Genomic DNA, 14527 nt, shown 5'->3' with positions numbered 1-14527 from the left:
CTTGATGGCCCCGGCGCGTCGCCCGCCGCTCTCAGGCGCCGCAGGCCGGCAGGAGCGTCCTGTCTTCGAGCTAAGCCGTCAGGCCCGCGCGCGGGCGGCATCGAAGGCATCGAGGACCGGCCCGTGGATCGCTTCGGCGCCCTCGATCCAGCGGGCGTCCTCGCTCCGCTTTTCCACGCGGTCGTCGCGGTAGGCGAGCCCGGGCCGCTGGGCGTTCCGCGCGGCGGCCGCATTCGGAACGACGCCGAAATGGGCGGTCATCCGGGTCAGCAGGGCGCCCGGGAGGTCGTCGTGGCGCAGGAAGAGGCCGAGAACTTGACGAAGAGCCGCGCCTGCCCCGCCTGACACGTCTGGCCATAGGCGTTGAAGAGGCCGCCGAACCACGCCGCGCATCGTTCGGCGCTTGCCGGACCGTGGCTTTCGGCCTGAGGGGCCGCCTGCAGCGGGGCGGCCTCAGAGATCACGATGTTGCGCGGCGAGGCGGCGAGGATCTGGGCCGCGAGGGTCGAGCCGCAGCGGGTCATGTGGAAGATGAAGCCGCTCGGTCGCAGACCCGGGGGAAGGCGCGCCAGGATGCCGGCCTCCCTCCGGCGCCGGAACGCCATGTTGAAGGGCCGCGTCATCGCCAGCGCCACGCTCTCGTAGAAGAACGGCTCGGTCATTCCTGCGCCCGCGCGGCCGGGGCTCATGCCTGCGCCCGCCCGAACAGGTCGGCGAGCCACGGATTCACGCCCGCGTCGATGACGAGGTGGATGCGCGCCGCCGCGCCGCGGTTGGCGACGCCGTGCGGATCGGACAGCCGCAGATACCAGGCGCTGCCGGGCTCCATCGTCACCGGCCGGCCGTTGAGGCGGAAATCGACCCCCGGATTGGTGACGACGGGCACGTGGATGCGCACGCTGCCCTGCTCGAAGGCGAGATCGTGGTCGCGGTGCTCCCGGATCACCGCGCCGGGGCCGAGCCGCATCAGCCGCACCGCCCGGAGCGGGCAGGCGAAGGCCGCCAGGACGGCGGCGAAGGCGGGGCATTGCGCCAGGAAGGGCGTGTCCGCGAAAGCCGCCGCCGCGGGGTGGGAATAGGCCATGGAGACGGGATGGGTCGCGCCCGCAGGGCCGCGCAAGGGGATCACGCTCCAGTCGCCCGTGTAGTGGCCAGTGACGAAATGCGCGATCCAGCCGGAGGCCGCCAGCGTATCGAGATCCCGCAGGAGGGGCACGGGATCAAAGACGAGCGGCAGGCGCAGCCGGTCGGGAACGGGGCTGCCGGACGCGGCCGGCGCCCAGACCAGGGCGATGTCGGGCCGGTCGGCGCGCGGATGCGCGTGGAAGCCCAGGCCCTCGAACAGGCGCAGCGAAGCGGTGTTACCCGCCAGCACGCTGGCCTGCCCCGCCTGCCCGGCGCGGCACCAGCGCGCCTGCGCCGCTGCGAGAACGGCCCGCGCGACTCCGCGGCGGCGGCGAGCCCGCAGGACGGCGATGTCGACGATCCGGGCCGCGGCCTCGTCCTCGACGAGGCGGCCGATCGGCACGCCGTCGTGCAGGATGATCGAGAAGCGCGCCTCGGGGAACTGCGCGCGGTAGCCCTCGCCGCGCGCCCGGTGCTGGATCGCCGCGAGCTGCTCGGCCCGACGGCCGTCGAGTCCCGCCTCGCACAGGGCGGGCACGGCCTCCTCGGCGAAGAGGGCGCGGAGGAAGGCCTCGTCCTCCGGCGACTCGGGGCGCAGGGCCGGCCCGCTCACAGAAGCCGCCCGGACCGATCAGGGGCGAAGACTTTTTGTGCGATCACATTTTCTTCCGTTGCACTTATCTCTACAAATCTATCCATAAGATACGAGAGAGAAAACAGCATGCTCGAACAGCTGACCTATGACGACTTCAAGGATTACCGCGGCAAAGCCTTCGATCTCCACGGCAGCGGCGGGCGCGTCGAGATTACCCTCCTCGATGCGCGGCTCTCGCCCTACCTGCGGACCTCGCTCGTGCGGCGCCAGCCCTTCGCCATCCTGTTCGCGGCCCCGCGGGAGCCGGCGCTCGGCAGCACGCTCTACACCATCGCGCATCCCGAGCGGGGCCTGATCGAGGGGATCTTCCTGTCCCCGGTCGTGCCGCCGGAAGAGGACACCGAGCGCACCCGGCACCTGGGCTTCTACGAGGCGGTCTTCAACTGAAGGGCGCGGCCCCGCCGGAGCGGGGCCGCCGGAAGCTCAGTTCCGGGACGGGAAGATGCCCTGCAGGCAGATGATCGACTGGACCACCAGATAAGGCTGCATGATCGGCAGCGGCTGGGAGCCGCCGGCCATCCCGATGGTGATGGTGCCCGTGACCTGTCCGGCCGGCAGCGTGGTGTTGGCGGTGCTGGCGGGCGCGTAGCCGTTGACGGTAACGGTTTCGCCAATCTGCGCGGCCTCGCCATTAGGAGCGGCCGGGATGTTTCCGTTGCCCGGCCCGGCCACGGTGGCCGCATTGGTCGTGGCGGGGATCGCCCCTCCGGTCAGGTTCGGCATCGCGGTGTGCGTGTGCATCGGCATCTGGCTCATCATCATCGTCACGCTCTCGGAGCCGCCGGACTCCCCTTGCACGTGAGAAGCGCCTCCTGCGGCTTGACCGACGGTCATGGCGACCCGGCCCGAGAGATTGGGCAGACCGAAGGTGGTCTGCCCGTTGCCGCCATAGGTCGTACCCAGAAGTGAGAACATCGCGGTCTGCTGGGCGACGGGGAGCAATTGTCCCTGGCAGAAGGCCCATCCGCGCGGCGCGAAGTTCGGCGCCCAATGACAGATCAATCCCATAAACGCTTCCATGGGTCACTCCTCCCGCAAGCCGGACGGCATGAACCGCCGATCCGCCGCGCCTTCATCAGACACGCTTCGATATTGACTGCTATATTTGCTAAATCATCTGCAATAATTATTTGATTTCGACTATTTTTATTTACATTTTGCCGTCGCGGATAATACAAATATCTGAGTTATTCAACGAATGGGCTGATTAATAAATCACTCAAACGAGCAAGTTGGTAGTGATCATCATTATTTATAAATGATCGCCCTTACGCGGAAAATTACAAAACTTGCGCTATCACACCGTCCAGTATGAGCAAATCAATAATCGGTGATTGTTTCCATTATTTCGTCCGAACCTTGTCGGTGTTGGATTCGCACTTCAAGATACAATTCTAAGGTTGCATTGGCAAGGCGCATTTCACCAAGGCGCGAGAGACTCAGATCGGTGGGCGTCACACGCCCCGGACCCGCACGCCGATCCAGGTCGGACGGATCGCGCCACAATCACCGCAAGACGAAACCCGGCGCGGTTGCCAGAATTCGGGCAAAAAGGCCAAGCTTACGTAACATCCACCGCCTCGGGCTGCCGCGAATAGCCTTTCTTCGATCCCGTATTTTTGCGCGAACCCTTTCGCCACTTCCGACGTTTCGAGGCGTCTTATCAATTCGGAGGTGACGTCATGAAGACCGTTGCAATGGGGTTGGCAGCGTTGCTGATGAGCACGTCGGTCTATGCGCAGAGCGCGGCGACGGGCGGCGAGCGCGGCGGCGCCCGGGCCGGAGCCGAGCAGTCCCAGTCCTCCGGCGGGGAGCGCGGTGCCCAGGCCAGGGTCGGCGAGGCGAGAGGCGGCGAGTCCCGAGGCGGGGAGGGCGCCATGGGCGGCGAGCGCGGCGCCTCCCGCGGCGACACGGCCAGGGGCGAGATGGGCCGGGGTCAAATGGGCCGGGGCGAGGGCACACGCGGCGAGATGGCCCGCGGCGAGCGCGGCGCGGAGCGGGGCATGGACGGCCGCGGGGAGCGCCGCGAGAGCGCCGCGCGCGGCGAGCGGCGCGACGAGATCCGCAGCGGATCGCGCAGCGAGCGCGTCGAGCGGGGCCACGACCGCGTCCATGACCGCACGCATGTCAGCAGCCGCACCGACGTGCGCTCGACCACGGTCGATGGCGGCTACCGCCGTGAGGGCCGTTACGTCTTCATCGGCGGCCGGCGCGTCGTCTACGGTTCGCCCGAGTACCGCCGCCTGATCGTCACCGAGCGCCGCGGCACCGGCCCGCGCCGCTACGTGACCATCCGCGGCCAGCGGGTGATCTACGGCTCGCCCGAGTATCGCCGCCTCGTCAGCGTGGGCGAGGAGCGCCGCTACGTCACCATCCGCGGCCAGCGCGCCCTCTACGGCTCGCCGGAATATCGCCGCCTCTCCACCACCGTCTCGACCACCGAGCGGCGCGGCGGCACGGTGAATGCGGGCTTCCGCGAGCGCAGCGAGGTCCGCGGCTCCGCGACCCGGACCGACCTGCGCAGCAGCGAGAGCCGTCGCAGTGAGACGCGCGGCAGCGAGCGCGAGGGGATGCACGCCTCAGATCAGGCCCGCGGCGAGCGCGGCGGCCGGTCGATGGAGCGCGGCCAGGGCATGGAGCGCGACGGCGTGCGCAATGCCGGCATGCGGGGCGAGGGCGGCGCGCGCGAGGGCGTCCGCAACACCTCCGAGCAGGGCGGCGGCATGGGTGGCCGCACGGGCGGCGAGCGTGGCGGCGGCGAGCGTGGCGGCGCCCAGCGCGGCGGCATGGAAGGCGGCGCCCGCGGCGGCAGCGAGGGCGGCGGCGGCATGAGCGGCCGCTGATCGAAGACCGGCCCCTTGTCCGGGGGCCGAAGGAACAGGGGCGCCGGAGCCTGCCGCTCCGGCGCCCCTTCTTCGCCGAAGCGCGCGTCAAGCGTGCAGGAAGTCGATCAGCGCCGTGTTGACCGCCTCGGGCGCCTCGTGCTGCACCCAGTGGGTCGCGTCCGGAAAGCGCTGCAGGCGTCCCCGTTCGCACAGGGCGAGGCTCGCGGTCGCCAGGCCCGGTTGGAGTGCCGCGTCGCGCTCGCCCCACAGGATCAGCGTCGGCGCGGTGACCGGGGGCGGGTGGCGCGCGCGGGGCAGGCGGGCCAGCGCCCTGTACCAGTCGAGCATCGCCGTGACCGCGCCGGGGCGCGCCCATTCCCGGGCGTAACGGTCGAGTTCGGCCGGGCCGAAGGTCCCGGGGCGAGCGGAGCGCCGCATCAACGCCCGCAGGAGAGAGCTGTCCCGCGCGGTCAGGAGCCGCTCGGGCAGTCGCGGCACCTGGAAGAGGCCGGCATAGGCGCTGCGCAGAAGCTGGCCCGGATGGGCCCGGAGATAGGGGCCGAACACGCCCGGATGGAAGGCGTTCAGCACCGCGAGCCGCTCGACCCGCTCCGGGTGGATGCTCGCCACCCAGAAGGCGACGAGCCCGCCCCAGTCGTGCCCGACGAGGCGGAAGCGGCCGGCGCCGCAGGCATCGGCCAGGGCGACCACGTCGGCGGCCAGCCGGTCGAGATGGTAGGCGGCGAGCCCCCGCGGCCGGTCGCTGAGACCGTAGCCCCGCTGGTCGGGGACGAGCAGGCGCAGGCCGCTTCCCGCGAGCGGCCCGATCTGGTGGCGCCAGCCGAACCAGAATTCGGGAAAGCCGTGCAGCAGGATCGTCGGCGGACCGTCCTCCGGCCCCGCCTCGGCGAGGTGCAAGCGAAGCCCGTCGAGGGCGACGTGGCGGTGGCGGACGGCCGGTTCGAGCATCGGTGGGACGATCTCGCGGGAGGAACGGTGCCGGAGCAACCGGGCAGGGCGAGCGCGGTTCGGACGCGACGCCAACCGGGCGCGCAGGCGCTATAGGTTGGGGCGATACCACGGGAGAGATCTGCCCCCGATGCCCTCGCTCCGTCTCCGGCTCGCCCTGGCGCTCGCCTGCCTCTGGCCCTGCCTCGCCCCCGACCCCGCGGCCGCGCGTCCGGTCACCGACGCGGCCGGACGCCGGGTCGAGGTGCCAGAGCGGGTGACCCGCGTGCTGGCCGCCGGGCCGCCCGCGGCGGTGCTGCTCTACACCCTGGCGCCGGACAAGATGGTCGGCTGGCCCCGCGCGCCGAGCCCCGACGAGCGCGACTTTCTCAGCCCGGAGGCGCGAGACCTGCCCGCCTACGGGCGGCTGACGGGCCGGGGCAACACGGCCAATGTCGAGGCGGTGCTGGCCCTCAAGCCCGACCTCATCATCGATGTGGGCAGCACGGGCGCGACCTACGCCTCCCTCGCCGACCGGGTGCAGGCCCAGACCGGCATTCCCTACCTGCTGCTCGACGGCAGCTTCGGGGCCACGCCGGAGACCTACCGCACCCTCGGCGCGCTGATCGGCGCGCAGGAGAACGGCGAGGCGCTCGCCGCGGAGGCCGAAACGATCCTGCGGGCGGTGAAGGAAGCCGTGGCCGCGATCCCGGAGGAGAAGCGCCCGCGGGTCTATTACGGGCGGGGGCCGCGGGGCCTGGAGACGGGGCTCGCCGGCTCGATCAACACCGAGATCATCGAGGCCGCGGGCGGGCGCAACGTGGCGGGGCCGGGCCCCGGCGGGCTCGCCGCGGTCTCGCCCGAGCAGGTTCTGGTCTGGGACCCGGACGTGATCCTCGCCCTCGACCCCGACTTCCCGAAGCTGGCCGCCGCCGACCCGCTCTGGAACGGGCTGAAGGCCGTGCGCGAGGGCCGCGTCCACGCCACGCCCGTGCTGCCCTTCGGCTGGATCGACGCGCCGCCCGGCGTCAACCGCCTGATCGGCCTGCGCTGGCTCGCCGGACTGTTCTATCCGGAGCGCTTCCCGCAGACCCTGGGGGACGCCGTGCGCGACTTCTACCGGCGCTTCTACCGGGTGGAGCTGACGCCCGCGCAGCTCGACCGCCTCCTGCGCACGGCCGCCGGGCCGGGGGCCACCCGGTGAGCGGAACGGCGAGCACCGCCGCCGCCCGGCCGGCGCGCTGGCGCGGCCTCGGGCTGGCCGTGCTGGCCCCGGCCGCGCTGATCCTCCTCGTGCTGGTCTCGCTCGGCATCGGCCGCTACCCCGTGGCGCTGGCCGACGTCTTCTCCGTCCTCGCCGCCAAGCTGTTCGGCGGCGCCGCCGTGCTCGACCCGACCGTCGCGACCGTGGTCTGGCAGGTGCGCCTGCCCCGGGTGCTCGGGGCGCTCGTGGTCGGCGCCGGGCTCGCCGCGGCGGGGGCGACCTATCAGGGATTGTTCCGCAATCCCCTGGTCTCGCCGGACATCCTGGGGGTCTCGGCGGGGGCGAGCCTGGGGGCGGTGCTCGGCATCGTGCTCGCCCTGCCGGTGGCGGCGATCCAGGGGCTCGCCTTCGCGGGCGGGCTCGCCGCGGTCGGCAGCGTCTACGCCGTCGGGCTCGCGGTGCGGCGGCACGATCCGGTGCTGACGCTGGTGCTCGCGGGCGTCGCCGTCGGGGCGCTCTTGGGGGCGGGCATCTCGCTGCTGAAGGTGCTCGCCGACCCCTACAACCAGCTGCCCGCCATCACCTTCTGGCTGCTCGGCAGCCTCGCCTCCGTGACCCCGGGCGATGTCGGCGCGATCCTGCCGGCGATGCTCGCCGGGCTGGCGCCGCTGGTGCTGCTGCGCTGGCGCGTGAACCTGATGAGCCTCGGCGACGAGGAGGCGAGGGCGCTTGGGCTCGAGACGCGGGTGATCCGCCCCGTCCTGGTGACGGGCGCGACGCTGGTCACCGCCGCCGCGGTCTCGGTCACGGGGGTGATCGGCTGGATCGGGCTGATCGTGCCGCACGTGGCCCGCCTGCTGGTCGGGCCGGATTTCCGGCGCCTGCTGCCGACCTCGATGCTGCTCGGCGCGGGCTACCTCACCGCCGTCGATCTCCTGGCCCGCACGATCGCCCCGATCGAGGTGCCGCTCGGCATCCTCACGGCGCTCGTCGGCGCGCCGTTCTTCCTCTGGCTGCTGGCGACCGCCCGGCGGGGATGGGCCTGATGCTGGAGGTCCAGGATCTCGCCTTCGGCTACGGCGCCCGCGCGGTCGGCTCTCAGGTTGGCCTGACGCTGGCCGAGGGCGAGGCGCTGTGCCTGCTCGGGCCGAACGGCGGCGGCAAGACCACACTGTTCAAGACCCTGCTCGGGCTGCTGCGCCCGCTCGCCGGCCGCGTCCTTCTGGACGGCGTCGACCTGGCGGACCTGCCGCGCCGCGAGATCGCGAAGAAGATCGGCTACGTGCCGCAGGCCCACGCCGCCTTCTTCCCCTTCAGCGTGCGCGACGTGGTGCTGATGGGCCGCGCGAGCCGGCTGCCCGCCTTCGCCGGGCCCGGCCCCGCCGACCGGGCGGCCGCCGAGCGGGCACTGGCGATGCTCGGCATCGGGCATCTGGCGGAGCGGATCTACACCGAGATCAGCGGCGGCGAGCGCCAACTCGCCCTGATCGCCCGGGCGCTGGCGGGGGAGCCGCGCCTCCTCGTGATGGACGAGCCGACGGCGAGCCTCGATTTCGGCAATCAGGCCCGGGTCCTGACCCAGGTGCGGCGCCTGTCCGAGCGCGGCATCGCCGTGGTGCTCTCGACCCACGATCCGGGCCACGCCTTCCTCTGCGCCGACCGGGTGGCGCTGCTGCATGGCGGGCGCCTCGTGGCGCTGGGGCCCCCGGCGGAGACGGTGACGCCGGAGAGCCTGCGGTTGCTCTACGGGGTCGAGGTGGCGGTGGTACCGCTGCCGGGGCAGGGCCGGACGGTCTGCACGCCGCTGATCGGGTGAGCAGACCGGATCAGACCGTTTGCGTTGAACGCTTCGGGTTCGGCCCGCTTTCGTCATCGCGAGCGTCAGCCAAGCGATCCGGGGCGCGACGTCTCCGGAAAGGTCACGCCCCGAATGGCCACGGCTTCGCCCCGCAGGGACGAGAGAGGCCGAACGGACGGCCTGAAACCAATCTCAAATCCCCGCGTACCAGGAAAACCCCAGCTCCGAGACCATGCTGCCCCGGCCCTGGCCGAGCCCGTCCACGCGGTCGGTGGCCTCGATGCTGGCGAGGTATTTGAGCGACTTGTAGCCGAGTTGGCGTTCCACCCGCAGGCGCACCGGCGCGCCGTGGGCCACGGGCAGGTCGCCGCCGTTCATGCCGTAGGCGAGGATCGTCTGCGGGTGCAGGGCGTCGAACAGGTCGTAGGTGTCCCACCAGCCGTCCACGCTGCGGATGACGATGAAGCGGGCCTCGCGCTTCAGGCCGACGCTGGCCAGCACGTGGGAGAGGGGCACGCCGGTCCAGCCGCCGATGGCCGACCAGCCCTGCTCGCAGGCGTGCAGCGTCACCTGCGTGCGGGCCGGCATCGCCCTCAGTTCGGCCAGCGTGAAGGCGGCGGGCCGCTCCACGAGCCCGCTCACCGGCAAGCGCCAGTCGGAGAACCCGGCCGCCTTCGAGCGCCGGTAGGCGGGATCGTCCGGGTCGGTGGTGTTGATGGTGGGAAACACCGCCGAGATCGCCTCCGGCCCGAACTCCCGCACCAGCGGCTGGTCGCGCAGGAGGAAGCGTTGCGTCGCGAGCGTCAGGGTGTCGCTCAGGCCGTAGAGGCCGGATCGGCGCGGGCCGCCGTTCTCGATCAGCTCGCAGCTGCCCAGAGCGCTGCCCAAGACGCCGCCGAGCCCGAGTGCCGAGGAGCCGAGGACCAGCCTGCGGCGCGTGAGATCGCTCATCGCACGTCCTCTCTCGCTTGGATCGGCCCCGACTTGGCCCGGGCGGCGCGCCCGGTGATCATGCCCCGCATCAGGTCGAGCGGCCCGTTGGCGAGCACCTGCCAGATGTGGATGAGGAGGAAGCCGACGAACAGGGCCGCCGCCAGGAAATGGATCGTGCGCGCCGATTGCCGCCCGCCGAACAGGGTGAACAGCTCGGGGTAGGCCGCCGTGACGCCGGGCGACATGGTGAGGCCCGAGAGCAGCATCACCGGCCCGAGCACGAGGATGACGCCGAGATAGGCGAGCTTCTGCAGGACGTTGTAGCGGCTCGCCACGCCCGGCCCCTTGAGATGCAGGTGCGCGCGGATGTCGGCCGCGACGTGCCGGGGCCGAAGCTGGTCGCCGTCGGGGGCGAGGCGGCGCAGGAGATGCCCGCTGACCAGCGCGAGGAGGAGATAGAGCGCGCCGTTGAGCACGAAGATCCAGGCGGCGAGGAAGTGGAGGTTGCGGCCCCAGCCCGTCTGTTCGAGGTTCACCGGCAGCGGCAGGACGATCCAGGCCGGAGCGGCGTTGGCGCCGGTCTCGCCCCAGAACAGGCGGGGCAGGGCGAGCAGGATGGCAAATCCGCTGACGACGAGGGCCAGGAAGGCGCCGGTGCTGATCCAGTGGGTCAGGCGCACCCAGAGCGGGTGACGCGGGATCGACCTTCCCTCACGACCCGCCATCGCGCCCCGCCTCCCCGGCACCGTCGAACCGCCGCAGCACGTCGAGGCGGTACTGCGCCGTACGCGCGCCGGCCAGCGGATGGCAGAATGCCCGCGTCCCGGCGATGAAGCCCTCCGACGCCGCGTCGCCGGAGAGGGGGTAATCCGTCTCGCCGAGCCAGTGCACGAGGACGCAGTCGCCGCCCGGCTCCAGGCTCGCCGCCACGCGCGCGACCAGTCGCTCCAGGTCCGGCGGGCTGAGGAAGTACAGGACCTCGCCGAACACCATGAGGTCGAACCGGCCCTCCGGCCAGACTTCCGGCACCGCGCCGCGGACGAAGCGGACCTGGGGGAACTCGGCGCACCGCGCCCGGGCCGCCGCGAGGGCCGCCTCGGCCGGGTCGAGCGCGGTCAGCGACGCGCAGCGGGGAGCGAGCGCGCCGGTGAAGACGCCGATCGAGCAGCCGATCTCCAGGGCGTGGCCGTAGCGCGCCCGCGGCAGGGCGCGCAGGGTCGCGGCGTACTTCTCCGCCTCGTAGGGGCTGGAGGTGAAGCGCCAGGGATCGGGATCGGAGGCGTAGATCTCCGAAAAGTAGCGCTCCGGCAGCGTCTCCGTCCGCCGGCCGCTCATCCGAACACCTTCGTCGGGCGGGGGGCCGGCTCGGGGGCGGGCGCGTCGGGCCAGAGGGCGTGGAGCGGCTCGCGGGCCGCCATCACGTGCGCGGCCATGCCCGTCAGGGCGGCGTCCGGCGCGGGCTGGCGCAGATAGGTGGCGAGGTCGCGCATCAGGCCCTCCAGCGGATGCGATTCGAGAAAGCCCGCCAGCCCGATCGAGCGCTGGGCCAGCGCGATCACGTCGAGCCCGGCCTGCTCGACCGCGGCCCGGGCGAGGTTGACGTAGGCGATGATCCGCTCGGGCGCGCCCTCCTCGGCCGCGGCGAGCCGGGCGGCGCGCTCCACGAGCAGCCGGCTCGTCTCCGCCGCGACCATGGCCCGCCCGAACCGGGCCTGCTGGTGCGGGTCGCCCGCCCGGTCCGTGGCGGCCAGATGCGCGCGGTGGGTCTCGATCACCGCCTCGATGCCGCCGAGTTGGACCGCCAGGAAGCGCCACGCCCCCGCGAAGAAGAAGGGCTGGCGCCCGTAATCGTCGGGGGCGCCGATTACCGTCCCGTCCCGCAGGCCGAGCCCCGAGAAATCGACCGTGCCGGTCGCGGTCGCCCGCATGCCGTGGACGCGCCACGCCGACAGGTCGGCCCGGCGGCCGGCCTCCATCCGCATCACCAGCATCAGGCGGCGCCCGTCGGGAAGCCGCGCCGTCACGAGCGGGCGGGTGACGAAGCCGGCCCCCGAGGCGTAGTTCTTGGCGCCGTGCAGCCCGCCCTCGGCGTCGAGGGCGAGGCCGCCCTCGGCCGGCTCGGTGTTCCAGACGCCGAAGAGGTGACCCTCGCGGGCGTCGCGGGCGAGGGCCCCGATCACGGCGGCGTCGGCGTAGCGCAGCACGAGGGCGAGTGCGTTGACGTGCCCCTCGTAGAGCCGCCCGACCGCGAGGTTCTCCCGGCCGACCTCGGTGAGCAGCGCCCGCAGCGCGTCCACGCGTTCGGGCGCACACAGGCCGGTGCCGCCGAGCGAGACGGGAAGCGGTGCGGTGAGGAACCCGGCGCGGCGCAGCCGCGCGATCGATGCGGTCGGAAAGCCGCCGGGAACATCCTCCGATGAATCCTTCGATGCTTCCTCCGCTCTCGCGTCGCACGGTTCCTCGTCGGACGCCGTGGGGGGCCAGGCAAGGGGAAGGAGAACGGAGGGCGGCAAAGGGGACTCGATGGCGAGGGGCTGCCGGAACAGCCCGAGAAGCGTCGCGGGAGTTCCCAGTCCCGCTTACACGAACCCGTGAACGAAGCGAGCGCGACGGGAGCCGGGAACCGGGAGGCTCGCCCTCGGCGTTCCCCCGTCGACCGGGGCGTGATCGCGACGCCCTCGGCGGGCGGAGGGATGCATGGCGGACGAGACCGAGCGGCTCGGCCTTCTCGTGGGCGTGTTCGAACTGGCGCTCGCCCGGCTGTTCGAGGCGAGTCCGGAGGGAGGGCAGGCACGGGAGCGGTTCGTGGAGGACGTCCAGCGCCTGCTCGCCGACACCCGCGAAGTCCAGGCCGGCTCCCCGGCGGTGCAGACCTACGCGGCGCTGCTGCGACGCCTGGGCGCCGCCGAGCCCGGCGACCCGGGCGGCCTCGGCGTCATCCCGACACCCGAGCACGGCCTGCCGCCGGCCGGGTCGGGCCAATGAAGCGGGGAGGGCGAGAGAGCGTGCAAGAGACTGTCCAGGAGGGCTCGCAGGAGAGCCCGCAAAGGAGCTCGAACGACAGCGAGCCCCCGTCCGGGCCGAAGCTCGCCGGCATCCTGACCTTCCCGCCGGAGGTCGTGGCGGCGCTCGACGAGCATTGCGCAGTCGAGCGCCTGGCCCGGGACCGGGCGATCTGCGAGATCGTCGCCGAGTACCTGCGCATCAAGGGCTACCTGCGGGCCCGCCCCGTGCGTGCGCACCACGCGTCCCCGGGCGAGAAACCGGCGGGAGCCTGAGCGATGGCCACCTCGTTCAAGGGCCTCTTCCTCTGCCCGCCGAAACAGCCGCGCCCGACCCATGTCCGGGTGCAGGATGCGGAGGGCGGCGAGACCACCCTGCCGCTGGAAGAGTACGAGGCCCGCGCCGGCCAGCCGCCCTGGCAGAGCCTGCCCTGGCAGGGCGAGGCCGGCCCCGTACCGGATGACGGCGACAAGCACGGCCCCGAGATCAGCCTGTAGTTTCGTTTCAGGTTGAACGCTTCGGGTCCTGCCCGCTCCGTCATCGCGAGCGTGCGCGAAGCGATCCGGAGCACGACGTCTCCGGAAGGGTCGCGCCCTGGATTGCCACGGCTTCGCCTCGCAACGACGAAAGGGGACGAACGGATTGGCCTGAAGCCGTCCGACGCCAACCGGCGTCGGCGCGAGGCTTCAGGCCGAAGCGATCCGGCAGGCCGGCCCGTCCGGAGACGCCGCGGAGCCGAATCGCCTCACCACGCCGTGGGCTTGGGGTTGCGCTCGTCGAAGCCGGTCTGGTGCCAGTAGGGATAGATCGGCTGCTCCCGGCTCGCCGCGTCGAGGCGGGCGATCTGGTCCTCGGTCAGCGACCAGCCCACCGCACCGAGATTCTGCTTCAGCTGCTCCTCGTTGCGGGCGCCGATGACGATGTTGCACACGGTCGGGCGCGTCAGCAGCCAGTTCAGCGCCACCTGCGGCACGCTCTTGCCGGTCTCGGCGGCGACCGCGTCGAGGGCATCCACCACGTCGTAGAGATACGCGTCGGGAACGGTCGGCCCGCCCTCGGCGCCGCCCGCGGCGATGCGCCCGCCGGAGGCCGCCTGTCCCCGGCGGATCTTGCCCGTGAGCCGGCCCCAGCCGAGCGGGCTCCACACCATCAGGCCGACGCCCTGATCGAGGCCCAGCGGCATCAGCTCCCACTCGTAGTGGCGGCCGATCAGCGAGTAGTAGCCCTGATAGACGACGTAGCGGGCGAGCCCGTCCCGCTCCGAGGTCGCCAGCGCCTTCATCAGCTGCCAGCCGGAGAAGTTCGAGGCGCCGATATAGCCGATCTTGCCGGCCCGGGTGAGGTCGTCGAGCGCGCGCAAGGTCTCCTCGACGGGGGTGAGCGCGTCGAAGCCGTGCATGAAGTAGACGTCGATGTGGTCGGTCTTCAGCCGCTTCAGGCTGGCCTCGCAGGCGCGGATCAGGTGGTAGCGCGACGAGCCCACGTCGTTGGGCCCCTCGCCCGCGCGGAAGGTCGCCTTGGTGGAGATCAGCACCCGCTCGCGGCGGCCCTTGAGGGCCTCGCCGAGGATCGCCTCGGAATCGCCGCCCGAATAGATGTCGGCGGTGTCGAGGAAGTTGACGCCCGCGTCGAGGCAGAGATCGATCAGGCGGCTCGCCTCCGCCACGCCGGTGCTGCCCCATTTCTGGAAGAAGGCGTCGGTGCCGCCGAAGGTGCCCGTGCCGAGGCTGAGCACCGGCACCTTGAGGCCCGAGCGTCCGAACTGCCGGTATTCCATGGCCCTGCTCCGCTATGGCTGTCTGGATGCGGTCCCGAGCGGCCGCCCACCCAGGTCTTAGGAGCCTAGCGCGCTTTCCGACGAAGTGGACACCGGTTCGTCGGAAAGCGCAGCACAGCAAAGGCTTAGAGATGCGTCCCGACCCAACGTGGTCGGGCGCAGCTCTAGGAGCCCGTCCGAGTAACGGGTTCGCGTGTCGAGATTGGCATGGGGATTTCGACGGTCAGATGGTTTGCTGCGGGTTTAACTCCTGGCCTGT

Annotated in this window: 18 protein-coding genes; 8 read left to right on the top strand and 10 right to left on the bottom strand. The window is 71.9% G+C overall.

Going from position 1 to position 14527, the window contains the following annotated elements; translation table 11 throughout:
* Positions 1 to 78: 78 nt before the first annotated feature.
* From BY998_RS19050 to BY998_RS19040, 3 genes are read right to left on the bottom strand one after another with little or no spacing between them, the layout of a single operon-like run.
* Positions 79 to 261 (bottom strand): hypothetical protein, encoded by a 183-nt coding sequence (locus BY998_RS19050; protein ID WP_110353214.1) that lies wholly within the window; start codon positions 259 to 261, stop codon positions 79 to 81.
* A 5-nt stretch (positions 262 to 266) separates the two neighbouring features.
* The gene (locus BY998_RS19045) at positions 267 to 662 is read right to left on the bottom strand and encodes a hypothetical protein (RefSeq protein ID WP_110353212.1); all 396 of its coding nucleotides are present in this window, start codon (positions 660 to 662) and stop codon (positions 267 to 269) included.
* A gap of 23 nt (positions 663 to 685) precedes the next feature.
* Positions 686 to 1738 carry a GNAT family N-acetyltransferase gene (locus BY998_RS19040; RefSeq protein ID WP_110353210.1) on the bottom strand — a complete coding sequence of 351 codons (1053 nt, stop codon included), beginning with the start codon at positions 1736 to 1738 and terminating at the stop codon, positions 686 to 688.
* 108 nt (positions 1739 to 1846) lie between these two features.
* Here BY998_RS19040 and BY998_RS19035 point away from each other — a divergent pair, with 108 nt between their 5' ends.
* Positions 1847 to 2167, top strand: coding sequence for a hypothetical protein (locus BY998_RS19035; protein WP_110353208.1), 321 nt, complete (start codon positions 1847 to 1849; stop codon positions 2165 to 2167).
* A 36-nt stretch (positions 2168 to 2203) separates the two neighbouring features.
* Here the strand turns inward: BY998_RS19035 and BY998_RS19030 are convergent, their stop codons facing one another.
* Positions 2204 to 2800, bottom strand: a complete 597-nt coding sequence (locus tag BY998_RS19030) for a tail fiber protein (RefSeq protein WP_110353207.1) — start codon at positions 2798 to 2800, stop codon at positions 2204 to 2206.
* Between the two features lie 662 nt (positions 2801 to 3462).
* Between BY998_RS19030 and BY998_RS19025 the strand changes: the two genes are divergently transcribed.
* Positions 3463 to 4623: a hypothetical protein gene (locus tag BY998_RS19025; RefSeq protein WP_110353205.1), complete on the top strand. Its 1161-nt coding sequence runs from the start codon at positions 3463 to 3465 to the stop codon at positions 4621 to 4623.
* An 87-nt stretch (positions 4624 to 4710) separates the two neighbouring features.
* Here the strand turns inward: BY998_RS19025 and BY998_RS19020 are convergent, their stop codons facing one another.
* Positions 4711 to 5574 (bottom strand): alpha/beta hydrolase, encoded by an 864-nt coding sequence (locus BY998_RS19020; protein ID WP_110353203.1) that lies wholly within the window; start codon positions 5572 to 5574, stop codon positions 4711 to 4713.
* Between the two features lie 130 nt (positions 5575 to 5704).
* Here BY998_RS19020 and BY998_RS19015 point away from each other — a divergent pair, with 130 nt between their 5' ends.
* From BY998_RS19015 to BY998_RS19005, 3 genes are read left to right on the top strand one after another with little or no spacing between them, the layout of a single operon-like run.
* The gene (locus tag BY998_RS19015; protein WP_110353201.1) at positions 5705 to 6757 is read left to right on the top strand and encodes an iron ABC transporter substrate-binding protein; all 1053 of its coding nucleotides are present in this window, start codon (positions 5705 to 5707) and stop codon (positions 6755 to 6757) included.
* Positions 6754 to 7803 carry an iron ABC transporter permease gene (locus BY998_RS19010; RefSeq protein WP_110353199.1) on the top strand — a complete coding sequence of 350 codons (1050 nt, stop codon included), beginning with the start codon at positions 6754 to 6756 and terminating at the stop codon, positions 7801 to 7803. The genes BY998_RS19015 and BY998_RS19010 overlap by 4 nt, the downstream gene beginning before the upstream one ends.
* Complete coding sequence (locus BY998_RS19005; protein WP_110353281.1) at positions 7800 to 8573, top strand: ABC transporter ATP-binding protein; 774 nt, start codon at positions 7800 to 7802, stop codon at positions 8571 to 8573. Before BY998_RS19010 ends, BY998_RS19005 begins: the two co-directional genes overlap by 4 nt.
* A 174-nt stretch (positions 8574 to 8747) precedes the next feature.
* On the opposite strand, the gene BY998_RS19000 is transcribed toward BY998_RS19005, so the two are convergent.
* Genes BY998_RS19000 through BY998_RS18985 form a run of 4 tightly spaced genes read right to left on the bottom strand, consistent with a single transcriptional unit; the run spans position 8748 to position 11785 of the window.
* Positions 8748 to 9506: a molybdopterin-dependent oxidoreductase gene (locus tag BY998_RS19000; RefSeq protein ID WP_110353197.1), complete on the bottom strand. Its 759-nt coding sequence runs from the start codon at positions 9504 to 9506 to the stop codon at positions 8748 to 8750.
* Positions 9503 to 10213 (bottom strand): cytochrome b/b6 domain-containing protein, encoded by a 711-nt coding sequence (locus BY998_RS18995; protein WP_110353195.1) that lies wholly within the window; start codon positions 10211 to 10213, stop codon positions 9503 to 9505. Before BY998_RS18995 ends, BY998_RS19000 begins: the two co-directional genes overlap by 4 nt.
* On the bottom strand, positions 10200 to 10823 hold the full coding sequence (locus BY998_RS18990; protein ID WP_110353194.1) for an SAM-dependent methyltransferase: 624 nt from the start codon (positions 10821 to 10823) through the stop codon (positions 10200 to 10202). Before BY998_RS18990 ends, BY998_RS18995 begins: the two co-directional genes overlap by 14 nt.
* Entirely contained in the window at positions 10820 to 11785 is a 966-nt protein-coding gene (locus tag BY998_RS18985; RefSeq protein WP_245421650.1) for an acyl-CoA dehydrogenase family protein, read from the bottom strand. Before BY998_RS18985 ends, BY998_RS18990 begins: the two co-directional genes overlap by 4 nt.
* A 400-nt stretch (positions 11786 to 12185) precedes the next feature.
* Between BY998_RS18985 and BY998_RS18980 the strand changes: the two genes are divergently transcribed.
* The 3 genes from BY998_RS18980 (at position 12186) to BY998_RS18970 (ending at position 12988) form a co-directional block, all read left to right on the top strand.
* Positions 12186 to 12473, top strand: a complete 288-nt coding sequence (locus tag BY998_RS18980) for a hypothetical protein (protein WP_110353192.1) — start codon at positions 12186 to 12188, stop codon at positions 12471 to 12473.
* A 110-nt stretch (positions 12474 to 12583) separates the two neighbouring features.
* Positions 12584 to 12766, top strand: coding sequence for a hypothetical protein (locus BY998_RS18975; protein ID WP_245421657.1), 183 nt, complete (start codon positions 12584 to 12586; stop codon positions 12764 to 12766).
* 3 nt (positions 12767 to 12769) lie between these two features.
* Entirely contained in the window at positions 12770 to 12988 is a 219-nt protein-coding gene (locus BY998_RS18970; RefSeq protein ID WP_110353189.1) for a hypothetical protein, read from the top strand.
* Between the two features lie 248 nt (positions 12989 to 13236).
* Here the strand turns inward: BY998_RS18970 and BY998_RS18965 are convergent, their stop codons facing one another.
* Positions 13237 to 14268, bottom strand: coding sequence for an aldo/keto reductase (locus BY998_RS18965; protein ID WP_110353187.1), 1032 nt, complete (start codon positions 14266 to 14268; stop codon positions 13237 to 13239).
* Between the last annotated feature and the right edge of the window lie 259 nt (positions 14269 to 14527).

This window comes from Methylobacterium sp. B4 (assembly GCF_003201865.1).
Lineage (GTDB): Bacteria > Pseudomonadota > Alphaproteobacteria > Rhizobiales > Beijerinckiaceae > Methylobacterium.
The sequence above is the reverse complement of the archived record's forward strand: the minus strand, read 5'-3'. Positions and strand labels throughout refer to the sequence as shown.

Coding starts and splice junctions, on each gene's coding strand:
- BY998_RS18965 (WP_110353187.1), bottom strand. CDS start 14,268: ATGGAATACCGGCAGTTCGGACGCTCGGGCCTCAAGGTGCCGGTGCTC.
- BY998_RS19045 (WP_110353212.1), bottom strand. CDS start 662: ATGACCGAGCCGTTCTTCTACGAGAGCGTGGCGCTGGCGATGACGCGG.
- BY998_RS19020 (WP_110353203.1), bottom strand. CDS start 5,574: ATGCTCGAACCGGCCGTCCGCCACCGCCACGTCGCCCTCGACGGGCTT.
- BY998_RS18990 (WP_110353194.1), bottom strand. CDS start 10,823: ATGAGCGGCCGGCGGACGGAGACGCTGCCGGAGCGCTACTTTTCGGAG.
- BY998_RS19035 (WP_110353208.1), top strand. CDS start 1,847: ATGCTCGAACAGCTGACCTATGACGACTTCAAGGATTACCGCGGCAAA.
- BY998_RS18970 (WP_110353189.1), top strand. CDS start 12,770: ATGGCCACCTCGTTCAAGGGCCTCTTCCTCTGCCCGCCGAAACAGCCG.
- BY998_RS18980 (WP_110353192.1), top strand. CDS start 12,186: ATGGCGGACGAGACCGAGCGGCTCGGCCTTCTCGTGGGCGTGTTCGAA.
- BY998_RS19030 (WP_110353207.1), bottom strand. CDS start 2,800: ATGGAAGCGTTTATGGGATTGATCTGTCATTGGGCGCCGAACTTCGCG.
- BY998_RS19000 (WP_110353197.1), bottom strand. CDS start 9,506: ATGAGCGATCTCACGCGCCGCAGGCTGGTCCTCGGCTCCTCGGCACTC.
- BY998_RS18995 (WP_110353195.1), bottom strand. CDS start 10,213: ATGGCGGGTCGTGAGGGAAGGTCGATCCCGCGTCACCCGCTCTGGGTG.
- BY998_RS19025 (WP_110353205.1), top strand. CDS start 3,463: ATGAAGACCGTTGCAATGGGGTTGGCAGCGTTGCTGATGAGCACGTCG.
- BY998_RS19050 (WP_110353214.1), bottom strand. CDS start 261: ATGACCGCCCATTTCGGCGTCGTTCCGAATGCGGCCGCCGCGCGGAAC.
- BY998_RS19015 (WP_110353201.1), top strand. CDS start 5,705: ATGCCCTCGCTCCGTCTCCGGCTCGCCCTGGCGCTCGCCTGCCTCTGG.